20 protein-coding genes are annotated in these 23,717 nt (G+C 62.2%); 3 read left to right on the forward strand and 17 right to left on the reverse strand.

The window, feature by feature from the left end:
* Positions 1–72: 72 nt before the first annotated feature.
* Positions 73–1,098 (forward strand): sulfate ABC transporter substrate-binding protein, encoded by a 1,026-nt coding sequence (locus BLS41_RS02590; RefSeq protein WP_074762811.1) that lies wholly within the window; start codon positions 73–75, stop codon positions 1,096–1,098.
* A 117-nt stretch (positions 1,099–1,215) separates the two neighbouring features.
* On the opposite strand, the gene bioB is transcribed toward BLS41_RS02590, so the two are convergent.
* The 11 genes from bioB to BLS41_RS02645 all read right to left on the reverse strand — a co-directional run bounded on the left by bioB (position 1,216) and on the right by BLS41_RS02645 (position 14,742).
* Positions 1,216–2,304: a biotin synthase BioB gene (gene bioB, locus BLS41_RS02595; RefSeq protein ID WP_074762812.1), complete on the reverse strand. Its 1,089-nt coding sequence runs from the start codon at positions 2,302–2,304 to the stop codon at positions 1,216–1,218.
* Positions 2,305–2,339: 35 nt separating this feature from the next.
* Entirely contained in the window at positions 2,340–3,086 is a 747-nt protein-coding gene (bioD, locus tag BLS41_RS02600) for a dethiobiotin synthase (protein WP_436971972.1), read from the reverse strand.
* A gap of 23 nt (positions 3,087–3,109) precedes the next feature.
* Positions 3,110–4,294, reverse strand: coding sequence for an 8-amino-7-oxononanoate synthase (gene bioF, locus BLS41_RS02605; protein ID WP_074762813.1), 1,185 nt, complete (start codon positions 4,292–4,294; stop codon positions 3,110–3,112).
* Positions 4,294–5,655 carry an adenosylmethionine--8-amino-7-oxononanoate transaminase gene (bioA, locus tag BLS41_RS02610; protein WP_074762814.1) on the reverse strand — a complete coding sequence of 454 codons (1,362 nt, stop codon included), beginning with the start codon at positions 5,653–5,655 and terminating at the stop codon, positions 4,294–4,296. The genes bioF and bioA overlap by 1 nt, the downstream gene beginning before the upstream one ends.
* Positions 5,656–7,027: 1,372 nt before the next feature.
* Positions 7,028–8,350, reverse strand: a complete 1,323-nt coding sequence (locus BLS41_RS02615) for a dienelactone hydrolase family protein (protein WP_074762815.1) — start codon at positions 8,348–8,350, stop codon at positions 7,028–7,030.
* A gap of 636 nt (positions 8,351–8,986) precedes the next feature.
* Positions 8,987–9,436, reverse strand: a complete 450-nt coding sequence (locus tag BLS41_RS02620; protein WP_074762816.1) for a YchJ family protein — start codon at positions 9,434–9,436, stop codon at positions 8,987–8,989.
* 61 nt (positions 9,437–9,497) lie between these two features.
* The gene (locus tag BLS41_RS02625; RefSeq protein WP_074762817.1) at positions 9,498–10,175 is read right to left on the reverse strand and encodes an SDR family oxidoreductase; all 678 of its coding nucleotides are present in this window, start codon (positions 10,173–10,175) and stop codon (positions 9,498–9,500) included.
* 54 nt (positions 10,176–10,229) lie between these two features.
* Positions 10,230–11,438 carry an acetyl-CoA C-acetyltransferase gene (locus BLS41_RS02630; RefSeq protein WP_074762818.1) on the reverse strand — a complete coding sequence of 403 codons (1,209 nt, stop codon included), beginning with the start codon at positions 11,436–11,438 and terminating at the stop codon, positions 10,230–10,232.
* The gene (can, locus tag BLS41_RS02635; protein WP_074762819.1) at positions 11,431–12,207 is read right to left on the reverse strand and encodes a carbonate dehydratase; all 777 of its coding nucleotides are present in this window, start codon (positions 12,205–12,207) and stop codon (positions 11,431–11,433) included. Before can ends, BLS41_RS02630 begins: the two co-directional genes overlap by 8 nt.
* Before the next feature lie 90 nt (positions 12,208–12,297).
* The gene (gene aceK / locus BLS41_RS02640; protein WP_074762820.1) at positions 12,298–14,109 is read right to left on the reverse strand and encodes a bifunctional isocitrate dehydrogenase kinase/phosphatase; all 1,812 of its coding nucleotides are present in this window, start codon (positions 14,107–14,109) and stop codon (positions 12,298–12,300) included.
* A 219-nt stretch (positions 14,110–14,328) separates the two neighbouring features.
* Positions 14,329–14,742: a MerR family transcriptional regulator gene (locus BLS41_RS02645; RefSeq protein WP_074762821.1), complete on the reverse strand. Its 414-nt coding sequence runs from the start codon at positions 14,740–14,742 to the stop codon at positions 14,329–14,331.
* 203 nt (positions 14,743–14,945) lie between these two features.
* Between BLS41_RS02645 and BLS41_RS02650 the strand changes: the two genes are divergently transcribed.
* Positions 14,946–16,019 carry an MBL fold metallo-hydrolase gene (locus BLS41_RS02650; RefSeq protein ID WP_074762822.1) on the forward strand — a complete coding sequence of 358 codons (1,074 nt, stop codon included), beginning with the start codon at positions 14,946–14,948 and terminating at the stop codon, positions 16,017–16,019.
* Positions 16,020–16,114: 95 nt separating this feature from the next.
* On the opposite strand, the gene BLS41_RS02655 is transcribed toward BLS41_RS02650, so the two are convergent.
* The 5 genes from BLS41_RS02655 to argS form a co-directional block, all read right to left on the reverse strand.
* Complete coding sequence (locus BLS41_RS02655; protein ID WP_074762823.1) at positions 16,115–17,701, reverse strand: ABC transporter substrate-binding protein; 1,587 nt, start codon at positions 17,699–17,701, stop codon at positions 16,115–16,117.
* Between the two features lie 425 nt (positions 17,702–18,126).
* Positions 18,127–18,900, reverse strand: a complete 774-nt coding sequence (locus tag BLS41_RS02660) for an SDR family oxidoreductase (RefSeq protein WP_074762824.1) — start codon at positions 18,898–18,900, stop codon at positions 18,127–18,129.
* A gap of 15 nt (positions 18,901–18,915) precedes the next feature.
* A complete protein-coding gene (locus BLS41_RS02665; protein ID WP_074762825.1) occupies positions 18,916–19,554 on the reverse strand; it encodes a thiol:disulfide interchange protein DsbA/DsbL in 639 nt (212 codons plus the stop codon).
* 155 nt (positions 19,555–19,709) lie between these two features.
* Positions 19,710–20,534, reverse strand: coding sequence for an SPOR domain-containing protein (locus tag BLS41_RS02670; RefSeq protein WP_074762826.1), 825 nt, complete (start codon positions 20,532–20,534; stop codon positions 19,710–19,712).
* A 61-nt stretch (positions 20,535–20,595) separates the two neighbouring features.
* A complete protein-coding gene (argS, locus tag BLS41_RS02675; RefSeq protein ID WP_074762827.1) occupies positions 20,596–22,386 on the reverse strand; it encodes an arginine--tRNA ligase in 1,791 nt (596 codons plus the stop codon).
* A gap of 517 nt (positions 22,387–22,903) precedes the next feature.
* Between argS and BLS41_RS02680 the strand changes: the two genes are divergently transcribed.
* A complete protein-coding gene (locus tag BLS41_RS02680) occupies positions 22,904–23,230 on the forward strand; it encodes a DUF1840 domain-containing protein (RefSeq protein ID WP_074762828.1) in 327 nt (108 codons plus the stop codon).
* Between the two features lie 125 nt (positions 23,231–23,355).
* On the opposite strand, the gene BLS41_RS02685 is transcribed toward BLS41_RS02680, so the two are convergent.
* A complete protein-coding gene (locus tag BLS41_RS02685; protein WP_074762829.1) occupies positions 23,356–23,565 on the reverse strand; it encodes an acid-shock protein in 210 nt (69 codons plus the stop codon).
* Positions 23,566–23,717: the final 152 nt, after the last annotated feature.

Here is a 23,717-nt window from a genome sequence, read left to right on the forward strand (position 1 = left end):
TCCGTTAGAATCCCGCTTCACGCTGCATATTCGTGCGGCGACCGGTTTTTATCATCGAAAGGCGGGGACAAGATGGCAGGCAAGACGGGGACTTCGCGCTGGCTCGCAGCCGGCATGACGGCAATCACGCTCGCGTTGGGAACGCTGTCGACGGCACACGCCGACACGTCGTTGCTCAACGTGTCGTACGACGTGACGCGCGAGTTGTACAAAGACATCAACGCCGGTTTTGTCACGGCCTACAAACAGAAGAGCGGCGAGACCGTGTCGATCCGCCAGTCGCATGGCGCGTCGAGCGCGCAGGCGCTGTCGGTGCTGCAAGGACTGCAGGCCGACGTCGTGACGATGAACCAGCCTAACGACATCGACCTGCTCGCGGAAAAGGGGCAACTGGTGCCGGCCAACTGGCGCGCGCGTCTGCCGGACGACAGCGCGCCGTACACCACGACGATGGTGTTCCTCGTGCGCAAGGGCAACCCGAAGCACATCAAGGACTGGGACGACCTCGCGAAGCCGGGCGTGCAGGTGGTGATCGCGAATCCGAAGACGTCGGGCAATGGGCGCTATGCGTATCTCGCCGCGTGGGGTTTCCGCAAGCAGCACGGCGGCACCGATGCGCAGGCGCTCGACTTCGAAAAGGCGATCTTCAAGAACGTGCCGGTGCTCGATACGGGCGGTCGTGGCGCGACGACTACGTTCACGCAACGCGGTATCGGCGACGTGCTGGTGACGTTCGAAAACGAAGTCTCGCTGATCGACACGGGCGTGGGCGCGGGCAACTTCGAGGCGGTGTATCCGTCGGTGAGTTTGCTGGCGGCACCGCCGGTGACGATCGTCGACAAGGTGGTCGACAAGCGCGGCACGCGCAAGGAAGCGCAGGCGTATCTGGACTATCTGTGGTCGCCGGCCGCGCAGGAAATCATCGCGCAGCATCATCTGCGTCCGCGTGACAAGAACGTGCTGGCCAAACATGCCGCCGAGTTCAAGTCGATCAAAACCTTCACCGTCGAAGAGATGTTCGGTAGCTGGCAAAAAGCGCAGCAAACTCATTTCTCCGATGGCGGCACGTTCGACCAGATCATCGTCGACAAGAAGTAAGCCGGGAGTTTGATTTTGATGTGAGAAGGGCCGCGTGTCGTGAGACACGCGGCCCTTTTTTATTCATGCATTCACGCGAGCGTTTTACTGCCCGCGTTGCCGTTCAATGCTCAATACTCAGTTCGGCGCGGCGTGCTTGTCGCAGCCATGCTCGCAACCGCTTTGATCCAGCGGCATCTGCTGCGACGCTTCGGCGCGAATGCCGAGGCGTTCGAGCAGTTTGCGATCGGCTTCAGCTTGCGGATTGCTGGTGGTCAGCAACTGATCGCCGTAGAAAATCGAGTTCGCGCCGGCGAGGAAGCACAACGCCTGCAACGCTTCGTCCATCTGCTCGCGACCGGCCGACAGACGCACCATCGCCTTCGGCATCGTGATACGCGCAACCGCGATCGTGCGCACGAATTCGAACGGATCGATGGCTTCCGTGCCGGTCAACGGCGTGCCTTCGACCTGAACCAGATTGTTGATAGGCACCGATTCCGGATATGGCTCCATGTTCGCCAGTTGCGTGATCAGACCGGCGCGCTCACGACGCGATTCGCCCAAGCCCACAATCCCGCCGCAGCACACGTTGATACCCGCATCGCGCACACGTTCGAGCGTGTCGAGACGGTCCTGATACGTGCGTGTCGAAATGATCTGACCGTAGAACTCCGGCGACGTATCGAGGTTGTGGTTGTAGTAGTCGAGGCCCGCGTCGCGCAGCGCTTGCGCCTGGTGCGTTTCGAGCATGCCGAGCGTCACGCAGGTTTCGAGGCCCATCGCCTTCACGCCGCGAATCATGTCCTTGATCGGTTCGAGATGACGGTCCTTCGGATTGCGCCATGCAGCGCCCATGCAGAAGCGCGTCGCGCCGTTTTCTTTCGCGACCTTCGCGGCGGCGAGCACTTCGTCGACCGGCATCAGCTTGTCGGCGGCGAGGCCGGTGTCGTGATGCACCGATTGCGGACAATACGCGCAGTCTTCCTCGCAACCGCCGGTCTTGATCGACAGCAGCGTCGACAGTTGCACGGTGTTCGCGTCGAAATGTTCGCGGTGGGTTTGCTGGGCGCGGAACATCAGGTCGTTGAACGGCAGTTCGTACAGCGCGACGATATCGGCGACGCGCCAGCGCGCGACCTGCTTTGCTTCGGCGGCTGCCGCGTTGGCGTTGTTGTTCGCTGCGGCTGCATCGGCTGCCGTCGGGGTGATGTTCAGATGCGTCATAGGGCAATCCTCTTGGATAGATGGGATGTTTAGGATCAGCGTTGCGCGTTGGTCTGTGTTTCAGACTGCAATGCGCGCAACGTCTGCAAAAGACGGTTGATATCGAGTTGGTCGGCCGCGAGTTCGGGCGATGCCGGGCTCAGGTGCGGCACGATGCCGAGCAGCGGCGCGTCGTGTTCGCGCGCGAGATGCTCGCGGATCGACGCGATGTTTTCGTCGGGGAACGTCATGTCGGGATCGACGCGATTCGCGACCCAGCCCGCGAGCGTCAGGCCGCGTGAAGCGATGGCTTCGGCGGTCAACAGCGCATGGCTGATGCAGCCGAGGCGCATGCCGACCACCAGCACGACTGGCAGCTTCAGCGCGACGGCGAGATCGGCGGTGTCTTGCGTCGCCGTCAACGGCACGCGAAATCCGCCGACGCCTTCGACCACGACGATGTCCGCGCGCTGCACAGCTTGCGCATGGCAATCGACGATATGGTCGACGTCGAAGGTCACGTTTTCCAGCGCGGCGGCGATATGCGGCGCTGCGGGTTCCTTCAGCAGATACGGCGTGCGCATGTCCGGCGGCAGCAACACGTTCGACGCGGCGTCCAGTTGATCCGCGTCCTCGTTGTGCAGCACGCCGTCCAGTTCGAACGCGCCGGCGGCGATCGGTTTCATCGCGGCGGCTTGCAGGCCTTCGCGGACAAATCCGCGCAACAGGGCCGACGAAACGAAGGTCTTGCCGATTTCCGTATCGGTACCGGTGACGAATAAAGAGAGTGCGTTTTTGTTCATACCGTTGATGCTTTTAAGACCGTTCATACCGGTTGCGCAGCGACTTGCTGCAAGCCGGCTTCGAGCCGGTCGAGATCCGCGTGCGAGTGCGCCGCCGACAGCGAAATGCGCAAACGCGACGTGCCGGACGGCACCGTGGGCGGACGAATGGCGGGCACCCACAGCCCCGCGCGATCGAGCGTGGCCGCGATGTCGAGCGTCGCATCGTTGGCACCGATGATCAGCGGTTGCACGGCAGTGTGCGAATCGACGGGAATCCACGGGGTGGCTTTCAGCATCGCGCGCGTGCGCTCGATCAATTGCTGAAGATGCGCACGCCGTTCGTCGCCTTCCTCGCCGCCGATAATCCGCAAGCTCGCCGACACCGCGTGCGCCGCAGCGGGCACCGACGCCGTCGTGAAGATGTACGGACGCGCGCGCTGCACCAGCCATTCGATCACGGTCTCGTGCGCGGTAACGAACGCGCCCGAGACGCCCGCGGCCTTGCCGAGCGTGCCGATCGAAATGAGATTCGGCGAACGCAACGCGGCCTGCGCAACCGCGCCCCGTCCTTGCGGACCGAGCACGCCGAAGCCGTGCGCATCGTCGACGATCAGCCACGCGCCGTGCTGTTCCGCGAGTTCCAGCAGACGCGGCAGCGGCGCGATATCGCCATCCATGCTGAACACGGTATCGGAGACGATCACTTTTACTTCGGCGTCCGACGCGTCGAGCATCGCGCTCAACGCGTCCATATCGCAGTGCGGATAGATCTGCACGTCCGCGCGCGACAGACGCGCTCCGTCGATCAGCGACGCGTGATTCAGCGCATCGGAAAAGAGCGTCGTGCCGCGGCCCGCGAGCGCGGTGAGCGTCGCGAGATTCGCCATATAGCCGGTGCTGAAGTAGAGCGCGCGCGGGTTGTCGACGAAGCCGCCGGTGAACTCCGCGAGGTCGTCTTCGAGTTGTGCGTGCGAGCGCGAGTGGCCGCCGAGCAGGTGCGAGCCGCCGCTGCCCGCGCCATAGCGCCGCGCGCCTTCGGCGATGGCTTCGATCAGCAACGGATGCGCGGCCAGGCCGAGATAGTCGTTACTGGCGAAGCCGATCATCTCGCGGCCGTCGACGGTCATGTGCGCGGCGCACGGCGTGTCGGCAGTGCGGCGGCGACGGCGCAGCCCGCGTTCGTCGATCTCTTTCAGACCTTGCGCGAGGGTGTCTAGCAGATGCATCAGCGCACCTCCGCGAGTGTGGCTTCGAAGGTGTCACGCGTGCGCGAGGCGAGCAGCGCGAGTTCTTCGTCATCGAGGATGTACGGCGGCATCAGGTACACCGTGGTGCCGATCGGGCGCAGCAGCAGTTCGCGTTGCAGCGCGTTTTCGAAGAAGCGGCGCGAGAAAGTTTTCGCGTGCTGCGCGTCGTCGATCACGGCGTCGAACGCGAAGATCGTGCCGCAGTTGCGCAGATTGCGCACTTGCTTGTGATGGGCGAGAGGCGCGAGCGCGGCTTTCAGTTTCGCGGATTTCTGCGCGTTGACGGCGAGCACGTTGTCGCTCGCGAACAGGTCGAGCGTGGCCAGCGCTGCACGGCAGGCGAGCGGATTGCCGGTGTACGAGTGCGAATGCAGGAAGCCGCGCGCGGTGTCGTCGTGATAGAAGGCCGCGTAGATTTCATCGCGCGACAACACGATCGACAGCGGCAGATAACCGCCGCTAATCCCTTTCGACAGACACAGAAAATCCGGCCAGATGCCTGCTTGTTCGCACGCGAAAAAAGTGCCGGTGCGGCCGCAGCCGACCGCGATTTCGTCGGCGATCAGATGCACGCTGTACTCGTCGCACAGCGCGCGCAGGCCGGCGATGTACGACGGATCGTGCATCGCCATGCCGGCCGCGCATTGCACGAGCGGCTCGACGATCAGCGCGGCGATTTTCGTTGCGCGTGAGTCGAACAGCGCGCGAACGTGGTCGAGCGCGCGGCGGGCGACGTCGGCGGCGGATTCGCCGGGTTGCGCGAGGCGAGCGTCGGGGGACGCGACGACGTGCGCGTTGCGGATCAGCGGGTCGTACGCGTCTTTGAACAGCGCGACGTCGGTGACGCCGAGCGCGCCGATGGTCTCGCCGTGGTAGCTGTTGGCGATGCAGACGAATTCCTGCTTATCCGCGAAACCGCGATTGCGCCATGAGTGGAAGCTCATTTTCAGCGCGATCTCGACGGCGGACGCGCCATCCGACGCGAAGAACGCATGGCCGAGCGTGTTGCCGGTGAGCGCGTGCAGGCGCTCCGCGAGTTCGATGGCCGGCTCGTGCGTGCAGCCGGCGAGCATCGCGTGTTCGAGGGTGTCGAGCTGATCTTTCAGCGCCGCGTTGATGCGCGGATTCGCGTGGCCGAACAGGTTGACCCACCAGGAGCTGATTGCATCCAGATAACGGTGGTTGGCGCGATCGTAGAGCCACGCGCCCTGTCCGCGCGCGACGGGGATCAGCGGCAGACGTTCGTGGTGCTTCATCTGGGTGCAGGGGTGCCATACGGCACGCAGGCTGCGGGCGACCCAATCTTCCGGGGCGACGGATTGTGCTGCTGAGTTTTCCAAAGGGGTACTCCAACGGTGCTTTTTTGCCGCGTTTTTTGCCGCTGCGCGGGGGCTTTTTAGGGCCCTGTCAGGGACGATGCGCCTGGTTTTTGCGCGCGGCGCGCGGCTTTTGGCGGGCGTGCGGGGTCGAGATTAGCGGTTTATTTGGGGTTCTGCACTAGCTGTTGGAGGGGCTGTTTTCCATGCTGGGCGGGGGTTTGGCGATGTTTGGGGCAGGTGCGTTCAGTTCGGGTGGGAAGGTCGCTGATGGGCGGAGTTAGCGACGGCAAAGTGGTTGGACCTTATGGGGGAGGTTTGGGCCCTGCGGGCCGGCTTTTGGGGTTTTTGGTTTTTTTGGGGGTGTTGGTCTGTTTTTGTTTTTTGGGCTAGGGGGTGGGTTCTTTGCGGTGTTGGCTTTTTTGTGGCCACGGTGGTTTATTGGCGTTGCCGTTGTGGTCTTGGCTGTGTTGGCCTTTCCTTGCTTTCACGGTGGTCTATTAGCACTGCCCCTGTGCGGGGCGGGGGTTGAGCTTTTGTTGGCTGCGCCCTTTGGCGGTGTTCTTCGGGGTGTTGGCCTTTCCTTGATGTCACGGTGGTCTATTAGCGTTGCCCCTGTGCGGGGCGGCACTCACTTTCTTTGCCGCCGCAAAGAAAGTAAGCAAAGAAAGCGGGCTCACACCGCTAACCATTAAGCGGGTCCCCTGGCTTGGAGGGGGCAGTGGTGCATCTGGAATCGGTGCTCCCGCGCACTCCGCGTTCGTGACAAGGCAGTCATTCGCTCCCACTCCGCACTACGTGCGTCGCGGTGGGGTCTGCTTGGGAAACCAGCGGTTTTTGTTCCGCTGCCGAGGGACCGTTGCCCCGCATTCGTGATGACATGCAATGGAGCAATGCGAACACGCCAGAACGCTGAGGGAGAAGAAGCAGCAAGTCTTCTCCGCACTAAAGGCAACTAACTGACCGCACGCGTCGAACGGCCCGATTGGCGTGCGGTGCACGGTAGCTGGTGAAGTGCGGGAAGGGGGGAGGATTGATGCGGGAATTGCTACGCGGTTGTTTGCGACCGGACGATAGAAGTATTGTGGGCGCCAGGGATATCGATTGGTTTGATGAACGACCGCGACGGCGCGCGGAGCGTCGCCGGAAGAATGACTGCTGTGTCACTGACGTGGAGTGTGCGGGGGCACCGATTCCAGATGTACCACCGCCCCCTCCAAGCCAGGGGACCCGCTTAAGAGCTAGCGGTGTGAGCCCGCTTTCTTTGCTTACTTTCTTTGCGGCGGCAAAGAAAGTAAGTGCCGCCCCGCACAGGGGCAGAGCTAATAGACCACCGTGACATCAAGGAAAGGCCAACACCTTAGGAGCACACCCAAAACCAAGCGCCCCGCGCAACCTAGTTCCGACTAGCAATAGCCCGCTGCCCTTCATCGGCAGCAGCAGAATCAGCACCCCGACCGCCGCCATCCGCCGTCTGCGAAGACTCCTTCCCCCAGACCACCGAATTATCCACCGCATACAACCGGCAAGGCACAGCACTCTGCTTCTGGCAATTCGCCACCGCCACGGACATCGGATCGTCCCCGCCTTCAGCCCACGACCACGCCCCCGAATCCGACACGGCAAACGCGCGGCTCGGATACTGATGCAGGAAGTTCCGATATCCCGCGCGACCCGCTTCGTCGACATACGGCACGGCGTCGACCGCATCGACCGCAGCAAAGCCGCTCGCGCTCGGCAGCGACGGATCGGACACCTGATACCGCACGCCCGTCGGCATGCCTACCCGCGCCAGAAACGCCTCGACAGCCGGCCACCACACATGCACGCCATCCCGATCGCCGACCAGGCGGTGCGCGTCGTTCTTGTAGCTGCCGTAATCGACCATCTTCGCGCTCGCACCGTGCGCGCCAAACGCGGCGTACATGCCCGCGACCAGCGGCGCATTCCAGACCGAATCGTTATCGCCGTACATCCACAGCGACGGCACCGTGGTCTTCTCGCCGTAAGCGCCAAACGCGCGCGTCAGATTGCCCTGCCAGTCGGTACACGCATCCTGCCGCAAACCGCCCGAGAAATTGATCAGTGCCCGCACGCCGGGCGCGGCTTCGGTGCCGTAGGCCATCGTCGCCAAACCGCCGTGCGATGTGCCGGCGACGACGATATGCGTCGCATCCACGTAAGGCTGCTTCGACATGTAGCTGATCGTTGCCGCCACGTCGCCGGCCTGACCGAGGCCATTGCGTTCGACGTCGCAGCCATCCTGTTCATACGCGCCGTCGGAATGGCCGAAGCCCTGGCGGTTCGGTGCGACCACCACATAGCCACGACGGACGAATTCGCGTGCGAACGGCAGCGGATCGCTGCGTTCCTGCGTACGCGGATCGCCAGGAATCTTGCCGTGGTTGAACACGATCATCGGAAACGGGCCTGGGCCGTCCGGTTTGTAGATCGTGGTTTCGAGCGTGATCGTGCCGTCGGCATCGACCGGCACGCGGATGATCTTTTCGTTGAGGCTGGCCGTGGGCAGATAGACGTCGTCGAGCGCGATACGCGGCACGTGTGCGCGTGTCAGCGGACCCGGCTGGTTGTCGGCGAGCGAAGCGGTGCGCGCATCGGCGAGAGAGGCGGCGAGCGGATCGGCATGCGCGACTGCGACAGCGCACGTAGCCGCTGCACAGATCACCACACACTTCGTCAGAACCTTGCTGAACACCATTGACGCACCCACCTCTAAAACCTGCCCTGAACACCGTGCGCCGTTCGCCGGAATATTGCTGACGTTTTCCTTTCGTCCGCATTTTCGACAAACAAAAACACACTCGCGTACGGAGTGCGCTATGCGCACGCACGCTAATCGAGATCGCACGGGATGAACCCAAACGGCCGACGCGACCCCACGCGCCGATGATGAGCGCCACCTTGCTGCCTGGGACCGCCGCCGAACCCACACTCTCTGGTGAACGGCAGGACCCCCTGCGCATTTTGCGGAGCCGCTATGGAGCGCCTCTCGCAATGTGACGTCATGAAGCTACGGCCTCATCCTGGCACGACAATTTTGTTTTGTGCAATCAAGGAGAACCCGCGACGAAAAATTTGCCGCAAGCTTTTTCATTCGATGAGCCTACGGGCCAGCAGGGCGCGGCGGTGATTGGCTGCACGAAGTAATCGAAGGAAAGGTGCTGGCTGTGGTGTCGAGCCAACACGAAAAAAGGCCCTGATATCAGGGCCTTATGTGAATGCAGAAGGAAGGGTCAGGGTCGTTGCGGGACGCGCGGCGCTAACGAACAAGGCGCAATGCGATCAGCTTGTCGAACGAAATATTTGGAAACGCTCGCAGAGGCGGTCGTCGCGATTATTCGCTGACGTCGCCGTCGACATAGAGCCAGCGTCCGTCGTCGCCGCGTACAAAGCGGCTCAACTCGTGCAGCCGGTGCGCGCGGCCGCCCACCTTGTATCGTGCGACGAATTCGACGGTCGCATGCCGGTCGTCGGTCTCGGCGAATGCCTTGATCTGCAGTCCGAGCCAGCGCGGCGCATCGGGGGCGGCGGGGTCTGCGTCGAGATCGGCGGGGCAGGTGTGGGGCGCCCACGTGGCCCGCAGATAATTCGTTGCCCCGACAACATACGCGCTGTAACGCGAGCGCATCAGTTCGAGCGCGCGAGGTGCGGTTTCGCCGCCGTCAATGTAGCGGCCGCAACATTGCGCGAAGCGGGGCGCTTTGGCCCCGTTGCGCTGATCGGGCGCGGCGCCGCCGCAGGGACAATCGGATGGTCGTTGCATCGACAACAGTTGCTTATTCATTGGACTTTTAGCGAGGATCGCGAACGATCGGAGTTTCCACTGCAAGCGCCGCAGCGCGCTTTTACCAGTCGAGCGGCGTGCCGTCGTATTGATAGAAACGGCCGTTGAACGCATCGCGCGATGCAGCGGCCTGTGCGAGCACATCACGCATGCCGGTAACACTGCGCGCGGGATCGATCGCTGCCTGTGCGCCGCCCATGTCGGTGCGCACCCAGCCCGGATGCAACGACACGCACGTTGCGCGCTGTGCGTCGAGCGAGGCCAGCTTCAGCGCGTCGTTCAACGCCGCCTTGCTCGCGCGATACAGCCAGCCGGTCGTGCCGCTCGTATCGCTGATGCTGCCCATCTTGCTCGAAATCACCGCGAATACGCCGCCCGCGTCTTCGACCAGCGGCAGCAGGATCGGCATCAACTGCATCGGACCGCGCACGTTGGTGCGCATCACGTGATCGAAGTCTTCGGCCGTAACTGTTTCGATGCCTTCGGTTTTCGGACCGTACACGCCCGATACGATGATCGCCGTATCGAGCCGCTCACCGTCGAGCTTCCAGCCGAGCGCGGCGATGTCCTGAGGTTCGGTCACGTCGACTTCGAAAGTCTCCGCGCCGAGTTCTTTCAATGCATCGAGCGCTGCGCCGTCGCGCGCGGTGGCGAGCACGCGCCAGCCGCTCTTTTTGTATTGCCGTACGAATTCCTGGCCGATGCCCCGCGATGCACCGACGATCAACACTGTCTTCATCGAATACCTCAATCTGTTTAAAAGTGCGGTTTGAAAAGCACCGCGAATAGCGTGTTAAACCAGTTCGATACCCATTGCCGTGGCTTCGCCGCCGCCGATGCACAACGTCGCCACCCCGCGCTTCAGTCCGCGTTTTTTCAGCGCGCCGATCAGCGTCACGAGAATGCGCGCGCCCGATGCGCCAATCGGATGGCCGAGTGCGCAAGCGCCGCCGTTCACGTTGACCTTGTCGTGCGGCAGACGGTGTTCCTTCATCGCTGCCATCGTCACGACGGCGAACGCTTCGTTGACTTCATACAGATCGACTTCATCGGCACGCCAGCCGTTTTTCTCGAACAGCTTGCGAATCGCGCCGATCGGCGCGGTGGTGAACTTCGCCGGTTCCTGCGCGAAAGTCGAATGGCCGACCACGCGCGCAATCGGCTCGACGCCGAGCCGCTTCGCCGTCGATTCGCGCATCATCACGAGCGCCGCTGCGCCGTCTGAAATCGATGACGAATTGGCCGCCGTCACGGTACCGGTTTTGCTGAACGCGGGCTTCAGCGTCGGGATCTTGTCGAGGTTGGCCTTGAACGGCTGTTCGTCGCGATCGATGCTGACTTCGCCTTTGCGGCTCGCCACTTTCACCGGCGCGATTTCCCATGCGAACGAGCCGTCTTCGTTTGCACGTTTTGCGCGATTCAGCGACTCGACCGCGAACGCGTCCTGCGCCTCGCGCGTGAAGTCGAACGACGATGCGCATTCCTCGGCGAAGGTGCCCATCAGGCGGCCTTTTTCGTACGCGTCTTCGAGGCCGTCGTAGAACATATGGTCGATCACCTGGCCATGTCCCATACGCATGCCGCCACGCGCCTTCGGCAACAGGTAAGGCGCATTCGTCATGCTCTCCATGCCGCCCGCGACGATCACGTCGACCGAACCTGCTGCGAGCATGTCGTGCGCGAACATCGCCGCGCGCATGCCGGAGCCGCACATCTTGTTGACCGTCGTGCTGCCCGTGCTCAACGGCAAGCCCGCACCGAGCGCCGCCTGACGCGCGGGCGCCTGGCCGAGGCCGGCGGGCAGCACGCAACCCATCACCACTTCATCGATCTGCTCGGGCTTCAGCCCCGCGCGCTGGACGGCGGCTTCGATCGCGGCCGAGCCTAGCTGAGGCGCGGTGAGCGCGGCGAAGTCGCCCTGAAACGCGGCCATCGGCGTGCGTGCCACACCGACGATGACAATCGGATCAACCTGGTTTGCATTCATGTTTGTCTCACTCATGTTTTAGCTCCTTGATCACACCTTCGACGATAGCCGGCACGTCGCCCAGTTGCGCGGCATCGGCCGCGACCATGTCGTTGTCCGTTTTGTGCGCGCCGGTCGCCGACACTGCCGCGACGCACTCCCTGTACGTCGATTCGAGCGACGCGGCGTCGCCGACCGTCATGCCGAGATTGCGCACCTTGCCGTCGTGCACGCCATACGCCCAGCCGTGCACGGTCAATTCCTGGCCGCGCGCCCACGCATCGTTGACGATGGTCGTGCGGCACACGTTCATCACCTGCTCAATCGTATTCAGTTCGACCAGGCGCCGATGACGCACTTCACCAATCGGCCACTCCTCGATCAGCGCCGCGTGCTTGCTGCGCACGTCCTGCACGTGAGCGAGCCAGTTATCCGCGAGACCCACGCGGCGGCCGTGAAGTGCTGCTGCCACGCCCGAGCAGCCGTAGTGGCCGACCACCATGATGTGCTTGACCTTCAACAGATCGACCGCGAACTGGATCACCGACAGACAGTTCAGATCGGTATGCACAACCACGTTCGCGATGTTTCTGTGCACGAACACTTCGCCCGGCGGCAGGCCGATGATCTGGTTCGCGGGCACGCGCGAATCGGAGCAGCCGATCCACAGATATTCGGGCGCCTGCTGATGCGCGAGACGCGAGAAGAACTCGGGATCTTCGGACAACTTGCGCGTGACCCATGCGTCGTTGTTCTCGAAAAGATGCGCGAGCGGATGGGAAGAATTGGATGCGTTCGTGGTCATTTTGCGTCTTGTGGTTGATCGACCGGCCGACGCGTTCAGGCGATTCAGGCGGTCGAAGTCGTTACATAAGGTTCGGGCGATGCACGCGTGTCACGCGGCTCGCATGTTGCGTTCGTCGTCAGCGGGGGCGGGTGCGAAACGCTCGGGATATCGCACGCAAAAACGCACGCTGTTGTCGTACGGAAAAAAGTCGGGCAGTTCGCCTTTCAATAGATGATCCTTGTGCCGCTGCCACAGCGCAGGATCGAAAAAGTCCGCGTGATGCTGCATGAAGGCGCGGCGCACGCGCGGGTCGCCGAGCAGAAAAGTGCCATACGTCTCCGGGAAAATGTCGTGCGGGCCAACCGAATACCACGGCTCGCCCGAGAGTTCGTCTTCCTCGTTACGTGGCGCAGGCACCGCACGCACGTTGCAATCGGTCAGATATTCGATCTCGTCGTAGTCGTAAAACACGACCCGGCCATGACGTGTCACGCCGAAATTCTTGTACAGCATGTCGCCGGGAAAGATGTTCGCCTGCATCAGTTCTTTCACTGCATTGCCGTACTCGCTGATGCCGCGGTCCACGTCTTCGTCGCTGCCGTTTTGCAGGAACAGATTGAGCGGCACCATGCGCCGTTCGATATACAGATGCCGGATCACCAGGTTGTCGCCGTCGTATTCGATCAGCGACGGCACTTCCTTTTCAAGCTCGCGCACCAGCGCTTCGTCGAGCCGCGAAACGGGCAACGCGACGCTCGAATATTCGAGCGTGTCGGCCATGCGACCTAAGCGGTCGTGTCGTTTGACGAGCTGATATTTCGCCTGAATCTGCGCGCGCGTGGTTTCTTTCGGCGGCGGAAAGTTGTCTTTGATCAGCTTGAAAACGTACGGAAAGGAGGGCAGCGTGAACACCAGCATCACTAGCCCCTTGATGCCGGGCGCGATGATAAAACGGTCGCTCGAATGCGACAGGTGATGCAGAAGATCGCGATAGAACAGATTCTTGCCCTGCTTCTGCAAACCCACCGACGTATAGATTTCCGCCTTCGGTTTGCCAGGCATGATCGTGCCGAGAAATTCGACATACGCGGATGGCACTTCCATATCCACGAGAAAATACGAATGCGAAAAGCCGAAGATGATCAGCAACTGGTCGCGCTTGAGCAACACGGTGTCGAGTGCGAGCACGCCGGGTTTCACATGACGCAGCGGCACCGCAAACGGCAGCAGCGAATCGCCATTGATAATTCGCCCGACGATGTACGCCGATTTGTTCCGGTAAAACAGCGACGACAGCACGTGAATCTGGAAGTTAGGCGCTTCGTCAAACGCGCCGAACGCTTCGTGAATGGCCTGCATCACGCAGCCGACATCGCGTGTCAAATCTTCGAACGGAGGCTCGAGCTGGAAGTTGGTGACGATCCGTTCAAGCGTCGCGCGCAACCCGTCTTTTCCCGGGTAATACGCGCGATAAGTCGGTTTCGCCGCGGGTTCGTCGTTCTCGATATAGTCGGTCGAAATGGCCGGCCGCACGAAAATGAAATCGTTGTTGAAATACGAGCGGTGCAGGATCTTGCAGCACACCGAATTGAAAAACGTTTCCGCGCATTCGGGCTGGCGGTGCGTGGTCAATAAACCAATGTAGTGCAGCTTGATCTGCTGCCAGACTTCGTTGTCGATGTTCTCGGCGTCGTATTCGTCTTCGAGCAGAACAACGCATTCGGCAACGCGTTCGTCATACGAAGTAATGCGATCACGCGCGAGCTTTTGCAGAGCGTGCCAGTCGGCCGTTTCGAACAGCGTTTTGGCGTGAATCGCGGCGTCGCGGAAAATACGGTAATGCCGGTCGAATCCTTCGAGCATCGTCTGGGCGACGTCGAAGCCGATTTGCGACGACAGCAGTTTGGGGAAGTGATTCATGTCGACCGTGCATTCGTCTCATGTCGTGAAGACACCCGTGATTGTATCGTCCGGGTGGGCCCGCGACGCATCGCGCCGCTCGACTCACGCGCGCGCGCCTTGTGAGCGTTAGCAGGCGTTCGCCGACTTTCAGACTAACTTCGCTCAATGCTTCGGTTCGACATGCAATGAGCGGTGCAATTCCAGCGAAAAATATTTTCCAGTACGCGTTTCCTGAGGCTATTCGTTCACGCCGAGCTTGCTATCGCGTGCCCCGCTTTCAAGCAGCGCGCGCGCCTGCGCTTCATATTGCAGGAGATCTTCGAGCGTGGCGTCGAGGTCTTCGCGCTGACGTTCGAGCACTTCACGATGACGCGCCACCGTCGAAAGGAACGCCTGCAATTGCGGCACGGTGTCGGTCGGCGACTCGTACACGTCCAGCAGATCGCGGATTTCCGACAGCGTGAAACCGAGCCGCTTGCCGCGCAGCGTGAGCTTCAAACGCGTTCGATCGCGGCCGGAATAAACGCGCCGCAAGCCGCTCGATCCTTCGCGGCTCGGCGCGAGTAAACCCTGATCTTCGTAGAAACGGATAGCGCGCGGTGTGACGTCGAATTCCCGCGCGAGCTCGGTGATCGTGTATTGCGTGTTCATCGGGGCATCCCGTGGCCGGGCAGAAAGTCGGATTGAACGATAGAATCTAGACGTTTACGTTATCGTCAACCTGAGTTGAAATCAACCACTGCTGCACCCACGGCGTAATAGCGCGAAAACGCAGGGCAAAACGCGCCACAACCACGCTGACCGGCATCGCACACCTCGCCATGCCGGACAGCCGACGGAGGAAGACATCCCCAATGAATGCACTCGAACATCAACTCCAATATCCGTTCAACGACACCTTGCCTGAACCCGGTCACGCGATGCAGGTCGCGCCCGGCGTGTTCTGGCTGCGCATGCCGCTGCCTTTCGCACTCGACCACATCAATCTGTGGCTGCTGCGTGACGAGATCGACGGCAAGCAGGGTTGGACGGTGGTGGACTGCGGCATTACGTCGGACACGATCAGGCAGAACTGGGAGACCGTGTTCGACTCGGTGCTCGACGGTCTGCCGGTGCTGCGTGTGATCGTCACGCATTGCCATCCGGATCACATCGGCCTCGCGCACTGGGTGTGTACGGGCGGCGACAAAAAGCGCTGGGACGCGCGCCTGTGGATGACGCTAGGCGAGTACATGCAGGCTCGCGTGATGGCCGCCGGGGACGGCTCCAATGCGGGCGGCGAGGCAGCGGCGCGGCACTTCGCGCGGCATGGTCTGAACGACGAGGAATCGCTCGAGAAGCTGCGTAATCGCAAGAGCTACTACTCGAGCCTCGTTCCGGCGATTCCGGGTCAGTACCGCCGTCTGCGCGAAGCCGACGGCGTGACGATCGGCGGCAAGACCTGGCGCGTGGTGACGGGCTTCGGCCATTCGCCCGAGCACTGCGCGTTGTATTGCGAAGAGACCGGCGTACTGATTTCCGGCGACATGGTGCTGCCGCGCATTTCGACCAACGTGTCGGTGTTCGACATCGAGCCGGAAGGCACGCCGCTCGCGCTGTATCTGGAATCGCTAGGACGCTACGAGACGATGCCGGAAGACACGCTCGTGCTGCCGTCGCATGGCAAGCCGTTTCGCGGCGTGCGCACGCGTATTCGTCAGTTGCGCGAGCATCACGATGCGCGGCTGGCCGAAGTGCGCGAAGCCTGCGCGCAGAAACCGCAAAGCGCCGCCGACATCGTGCCGCTGATGTTCAAGCGCCAACTCGATATCCATCAGATGACGTTCGCGCTTGGCGAAGCGCTCGCGCATTTGCATCTGCTGTGGCTCGCGGGTGAGTTGAAGCGCACGCAGGACGCGGACGGAGTGATTCGTTTCGCGCCGGCCTGATTCACGTCAGTGCATTGATGCGGCAATAAAAAAAGCCCGGTTGTGCAAACCGGGCTTTCTTCTGTGTACCTTCGCGCCTTCGGGCGAGCGCTGCTTTACTGCACCGACACCGCCCCAAAGTTCACGCGACCAAACGGACTGACGTGATACCCGCTCACGTTCGTGCGCGTAATCGCCGACGCGGTCGGGTAACCGAGCGGAATCCACAGCGCCTGATCGTGAATGATCTGCTGCGCCTGCTCATACGCCTTCGTACGTTTGGCGATATCCGGCGTCGCCTTGCCGTCGGCAATCAGCTTGTCCAGATCCTGATCGCAGAAACGCGCGAAGTTGATGCCCGACTTCACCGCGTTGCAGCTGAATAGCGGCGACAGGTAATTGTCCGGGTCGCCGTTGTCGCCGGCCCAGCCCATGAACAGCGAGTCGTGCTGCCCCTGCTTGGCCTGCTTGATCAGCTCGCCCCATTCGATCACCTTCACGTCCGCCTTCACGCCGATCTTCGCGAAGTCCGCTTGCAGCAATTCGGCGCCCGCTTTCGGATTCGGATTCAGCACGCTGCCGTTCGGACGCACCCAGATCGTCGTCTCGAAGCCGTTCGGATAACCCGCATCGGCGAGCAGCTTTTTCGCCTTCGCCGGATCGTACGGCCACGGCTTCACCGACTTGTTGTAGCTCCACGTATTCGGCGGATACGGGTTCGTGGCCGGGGTCGCGGTGTTGTCGAACACGGTCTTCAGATAGGTGGTGCGGTCGAACGCCATGTTCAGCGCGGCACGCACTTTCTGATTGTCGAGCGGCTTCTTCTGCGTGTTCAACGCGACGAACGCGGTCATGAACGCAGGCGTTTGCACGATCGCGAGCGACTTGTCGTTCTTCGCGTCGGCGAGATCCTGCGGTTTCGGCGACAACGCGATCTGGCATTCGCCCGCCTTCACCTTTTGCGCGCGCACCGTGGCGTCCGGCGTGATCGCGTAGATCAGGCGGTCGATCTTCGGCTTCGGCCCCCAGTAGCCCGGATTCACGTCATAGCGGATCACGGCGTCTTTCGTGTAGCTCTTCAGCGTGAACGGTCCGGTGCCGATCGGCTTCGCGTTCAGATCGACCTGCTTGCCCGCCTTCAGCAACTGGTCGGCATACTCAGCCGAATAGATCGATGCAAAACCCATGGTCAGGATCGACACGAAAGTTGCATCCGGCGAGTTCAGTTCGAACTTCACCGTGTTGTCGTCGACCTTGGTGATCGACTTGATGAGCTTTGGCAAGCCCATCGACTGCGCATGCGGGAAGCCGCTTGCGCCCGCCACCTTGTGCCACGGATTGTTCTCGTCGAGCATGCGTTCGAACGTGAACACGACGTCGTCGGCATTCAGCGCGCGGGTGGGCTTGAAGTAGTCGGTGGTCTGGAACTGCACGTTCGGCCGCAGATGGAACGTGTATGAGAGGCCATCCGCGCTTGCTTCCCATTTGTCGGCCAGCGCCGGGACGACTTTCTTCGCGGCTTCGTCGTACGAGACCAGCGAATTGAAGATCACGTCCGCCGATGCGTTGGTCGTGACGAGCGAATTGAACTGCACCACATCGAAGCCGTCGGGGCTCGACTCGGTACAGACGGTCAGCGGTTTGGCGAGCACGAGCGCGGGGGCCGTGAACAGTACGGCGGCTGCGAGCAGTTTGAAGCGCATAGGTTCTCCCATAACGAGCGCAGTCAGGCAGTGCGTCTGGTTGTGTGTGTAGCGGTGACGAGGGACGAGGTTGGGCGTCGTCCTGATTGTGATACGTTTCCGGCGCTGGCGCATGGCTCGGGTGACGCAGGCCATGCGTGTGGCGGCCTTCGCGAAAGCTTATCGAAGGGTGATTATGGCGACAACAATTTAATCCACATATCCATATGGGCTCGCGGACGCGGTGGCGCTGTTGCGCGCGTAGACGCGACGGCGGCTGATTGCGGCGGTGCGTAGCCGGAGCGGATGTGTGGCTGTTCGCTATCTGGCTCGCAGCGAAACAGCGCGTGATCGGCGTTGGTTAGCCGGTTGCGTGAACGTAGACAGTCGGGAGAGTAGGGCGAAGAGCGCGACGAACCGAACGGCGTCGCGCGGACCAGCAAGCGCTATTCCGCAGCCACGCGCGGCTTGCGCGGCGCGCGTTCGAACGCGCGATCGTAGAGCCAGCGCGGCAGCACATGCAGCAGCATTGCGACGATACGCATCTGCCATGGAAACACCGCGAACGCCGTTTGACGCTCGATCGCGCGCGTCGCTCTGGCGGCGAAACGGTCGGCGTCCATCAGGAACGGCATGGTGTACGGATTGTGCTCGGTCATCGGCGTGCGGATATAGCCGGGGGCAATCGTGACCACGCCCACGCCGAGCGGCCGCATTTCGACGCGCAATGCCTCGAGATACTTGAGCGCCGCCGATTTCGACGCGCTATATGCGCCCGACCCCGGCAAGCCCCGCACGCTCGCGACGCTGGCAATGCCGACCAGCGTGCCGCGTTTAGCCGCGACCATCGCGGCCGCGAACGGCTCGAACGTGGCGACCATGCCGAAGTAATTGATGTCCATCACTTCGCGAAACGCACGCAGATCGCCGTGCCCGGTGACCGCGCCGCGACTGATGCCCGCATTGGCGATCACCACGTCGGGCAAGCCGTGCTGCGCGATGAACTGCGCAGCCGCATCGGCGAGCGCTTCGGCGTCGCGGACGTCGACGGAATAGATCGAAACAGTGTTCTGGGGATGGGACTGCTGGAACGCGGCGAGCGCTTCGCCGCGGCGGGCAACGAGGCCGAGAATCGCGCCGCGCGCCGCGTAGTCGGCGGCGAGCGCGAGGCCAATGCCACTCGACGCGCCGGTAATGAAAACCTTCAGCGGTGAACTCATTCCGGCGCCCCGTCTTTACATCTTCTTCGCGCGGATTTGCGAGACCAGGTAGTCGAGCACCTGGATCGTGCCCGGCAGGCTGTCGGTCGCGGCCGGACCCGTTTCATACTTGCCTTGCACCGCGAGCGTCGGCACGCCGTCGATCTTGTAGTCGTCGAGCAGCTTCTTGTCCTTCTGCAACGCGCTTTGCGTCGAGAACGAGTTGTACGCTTCCATGTACTTCTTCGGATCGACGCCGTTCTTCGCGAGGAATTTGGCCTGATCTTCCGGCGTCAGCAGATAGTTCTTGTTGACGTGGATTTCGTTGAACACCTTCGGCGTCAGTTCCTGAGCGACGCCCAGCGCGTCGAGCGCATGGTACATCTTCGAATGCGGAATGAAGTCGTCGCGGAACGCCACCGGCACGCGCTTGAACACGACGTCGGGAGCCTGCTTCTTCACCCATGCTTCGAGGTACGGGTTGAATTCGTTGCAGTGCGGGCAGCCGTACCAGAAGAATTCGGTGACTTCGATCTTGCCCGCCGGCACGTCGGTCGGCTGCGGCGACGCCAGCACGGTGTAGTCCTTGCCCGACACCGGCGCGGACGGCGATGCATGCGCCGTAGCGGCGATCAGGCCCAGCGAGAGAAACAGAATGCTCAGCAGCTTTTTCATGTTGTGTGATCCAGGTTGGCAATAAAGCGGTGGCGCCACGCAAATGTCCGTCACCGCTTCTCAGAGTCAGACGATGTTCTATCGCCCATCGGGCTGTGACCCGCGCGGCTCGCCGATAGTTCGGCTGGCTGCGCGCGCCAAGGTTTACCGTTTATTTATTGTTTGGTGAAGCGGATGACCGCCGTATCGACACCAGCATCCGACAGACGCTGACGATTCGAATTCATGTCCTCGAATTTCGAGAACGGTCCGATACGCACGCGATAGTACGTCACGCCGCCTGCATCGCGCTGGGTGACCTTCGATTCGAAGCCTTGGAACGCAAGACGCGCGCGTTGCTGTTCGGCGTCGGCGGCAGTCTTGTACGCGCCTACTTGCAGGAAGTAGCCGGTGTTCGCATCGCCCGGAGCCGGTGCGGCCGCCGCAGCCGAACCCGGCTTGGCGTTGCTATTGGCGTTAGCCGTGGTGGTGGTCTTCGGTGCGGAACCTGCCGCGGTGGCAGCCGGTGCGCTCGATGCCTGCGGCTTCTTCACAGGAGCCGGAGCGTTGGCCGTTTCGTTGCCGTTATCCAGCGAAGGCTTCGGCGCGACAGCCGTGCCGTTTGCATTGCCGGCCGACGGCGGCACTTCGATGATCTGCGGCTCTTCCGCGATACCCGACTGGGTTTGCGAATTGGTTTGACCCGGCGCGGTGTTCGGCGGCGCCGGTTGCGCGGCTTGCGGCACCGGCTGGCCCGGCGTCTTGCCTTGCAGCGGACGGTTCGGATCGTATTGCGTGTTGCCCGCGTTGGAGTCTGACGCCGCGGGCGGCGCGACCTTCGACACGAACGGCGTAGGTGCCCGGGTGATATACAGCGCCACCACTACCGCGATCGCCAGGCCGACGATCAGGCCCAGCACGATGCCGAGAAAAGTGCCCCCGGTTTGCTTCGATTGCTTTGTTGTGCGGCGTGGTTTTGCCATCGTACGAATCACCTGCAAAAAGAATCCTGGAACGGCCGCCGATTATAGCGACGGCCGCATGCATGTTGCGCCGGAGGACTTACATCTTGGCGGGAGCGGAGACGCCGATCGTCGCGAGACCGTTGGCCAGCACCTGACGCGTGGCCGCGAGCAGCGCCACGCGTGCATTGCGCTCGGCTGCATCGTCGACCAGCACACGCTCGGCCCGGTCATTGTAGAACGAGTGGAATTCCCCGGCGAGGTCGCGCAGATAGAACGCGACCGCGTGCGGCGCGAGTTCGTCGGCGGCATGTTGCAGCATGTCCGGGAATTCGGCGAGCTTGTTCAGCAGAGCCATCGCGCGTTCGCTGGTGAGCGGCGACACGTCCACGCTCGCGAGCGTGCTTTCGTCCGTGCTGTAGCGTGCCTTGCATTCGGCGATCACCGAGCAGATGCGCGCGTGTGCGTATTGCACGTAATGGACCGGATTTTCGTCGTTCTGCTTCAGCGCGAGGTCGATGTCGAACACGAATTCCGTATCCGCCTTGCGCGAGATCAGGAAGAAGCGCACCGCATCACGGCCGCGGCGAATGGTTTCTTCGTCGATCAGATCGACCGCTGCTTCCTGCCCCGGCGTTGCGCCACCCGACCATTCGATCAGATCGCGCACCGTCACGTAGCTGCCCGCGCGCTTGGAGATTTTCACCTCTTCGCCGTTACGCATGACCGTGACCATCTTGTGCAGGATGTAGTCAGGATAGCCCTTCGGAATGCCGATGCCGAGACCTTGCAGGCCGGCGCGCACGCGCGCGATCGTGCCGTGGTGGTCCGAGCCCTGAATGTTGATGACCTTGGTGAAGCCGCGTTCCCACTTGGCGACGTGATACGCGACGTCCGGCACGAAGTACGTGTAGGTGCCGTCTTTCTTGCGCATCACGCGGTCTTTGTCGTCGCCGTCGTCGGTGGTGCGCAGCCAGAGGGCGTCGTCCTGTTCGTAGGTCTTGCCCGCGGCGACCAGCGCGTTGACGGTTTTCTCGACGCGGCCTTCGGTGTACAGCGACGACTCCAGATAGTACTGGTCGAACTTCACGCCGAACGCCTGCAAGTCCATGTCCTGTTCGCGGCGCAGATACGCCACGGCGAAGCGGCGGATCGCTTCGAGATTCTCGACATCGCGCGCACCGGTGACGGGCTCGCCGTCGCTGGCGGCCACGGTCGCGCCGTCCAGATAGTCCTTCGCGATGTCGGCGATGTACTCACCGTTGTATGCCGACGCCGGCCAGCCTTCGTCACCGGGGGCGAGTCCACGGGCGCGCGCCTGAGTGGACTGCGCGAGCGTGTGAATCTGCACGCCGGCGTCGTTGTAATAGAACTCGCGATGCACGTCCCAGCCTTGCGAGGTCAGCACGTTGGCGAGCGCGTCGCCGAGTGCGGCCTGGCGGCCATGGCCGACGTGCAGCGGACCGGTCGGGTTCGCCGACACGAATTCGATCAGCACATGTTTGCCGGCGTCGCGCTGCGAGCGGCCGAACTTGTCCTGCTCGGCGAACACGGCGGCGATCACTGCCTGCTTGGCGGCGGCGGCGAGGCGCAGGTTGATGAAGCCGGGGCCAGCCACTTCAGCCGCGTCGATCAGGCCTTTGGCCTGCGGCTGCGCGAGCAGCGCGTCGACGATCTGCTGGGCCAGCTGGCGCGGATTCGCGCGCAGCGGTTTGGCGAGCTGCATCGCCACATTGCACGCGACGTCGCCGTGCGCGGCGACCTTGGGTCGTTCGAGCGTGATGGTGGGCGACACAAAAGCGGCTTCGGTCGCGCCTTGCGTGGCTTCTGCGACCTGCTTCACCGTGTCGGCGAGCAGTGTTTCGAGGGTATGTTTATGTGCGGGCAGCATGCTTGTTGCGAGTCCAGTGAGGCAATCCGGTGATGCGGGAGAGGCGGCGGCCGTGCGTCGGGCGTTTAGCGTCGGGCACGGCCGGTTCGTCAGAAGCGTGGAAAGCGGCGTTGCATTTGTCGCGGCTCAATCTGGCCGCCCTCGGCGCTCAGAGCAACCGGGCCGGTCCGTCAGGCACGTTGCCTGCAACGCGGTCAGGCGATGCATCGAGCGAGGCAGGGCAAAGTGCGATGGCGTTGGCTGCTGCAGTTAGCCCTCAGGCAGCATCCGGGCAGACTCGGCCACGATGCCTGTAGTCGAGTCGTCCAGCCACGCACTTCTGCGCTTTGCCCCGCGCGGTGCGTTGCAGCGCGCTTTTCCGTTCAGACGGATTTTAGCAGGTGCTAATATGTTCAATGAGATGCCCAGCAAGGGCCGTGGCCGCCAAACCTGTGTGGCGAGTCAACGTAGTGCGCGCCGGCAGCCGCTTTTTTAGCCGCCCGCGCGTCAGATCCGACATAACGAAAAGGGAACAGTCATGCTGATTACTTTCAAATGCCGCGCTTGCCCAGACGTGATGATGCTTGAGAATCTGGCACAGTATCTGGTCGGCATTGTCGGCAAACGCCTTGGAGAACGCGGCGTCATTACTCACGACGAAGCGGGCGAAGCCATCACCAAACTCGAAGCTGCCATCACCTTCGACAAGCAGGAACGCGCCGAGCACGACGGCCATTTCCACGAAGGCGAAGAGGGCCACGAGCATCACGAGATTCCGCCGGGGCTGGCGCAGCGCGCGTATCCGTTTCTCGACATGCTGCGGGCCGCGCAGAAGGAAAACGCGGATATCGTGTGGGGTTTGTGATCGGGCGTAATGCCTGATCGCGGAGCTTGCCGAAGCGCCTCCCCGCTGCACCAATAAAAAGAGCCCGCTGAACGCGGGCTCTTTGTCATTCGAAGGTCCGCATCCGGCGGACCTTGCTGCGCGGCTTACTGGCTGGCGGCGTCTGCCGGAGCGGCGGCGGGGGCCGACGCGCCTTTCTTCACTTTCTTCTTTTTCGGCTTCTTGACGTGTTTCACGGTCGGCGGCGAATACGAACTGACCGCGCTCGCGGCGCCCGGCGCGGCCGGCTGGGCCAGCGCGACCGAGGTGCCCAAGGCCAGTGAAACAGCAGTCAATAACAGCGTCAGCTTCTTCATACGATTTTCTCCGTTGACGATTGCAAATTAATAAGCCGACGCGTTGTGCTCGCGCCTGGCGGGATAAAACCGGTTCAGTCTACAAAGACGAAAATTACGCTGCCGCAAATATTCAGTCTTTCAGACCCGATATAGTGGGTTTCCCGCCACAA

Origin of the sequence: Paraburkholderia fungorum (assembly GCF_900099835.1) — a bacterium.
Lineage (GTDB): Bacteria > Pseudomonadota > Gammaproteobacteria > Burkholderiales > Burkholderiaceae > Paraburkholderia > Paraburkholderia fungorum_A.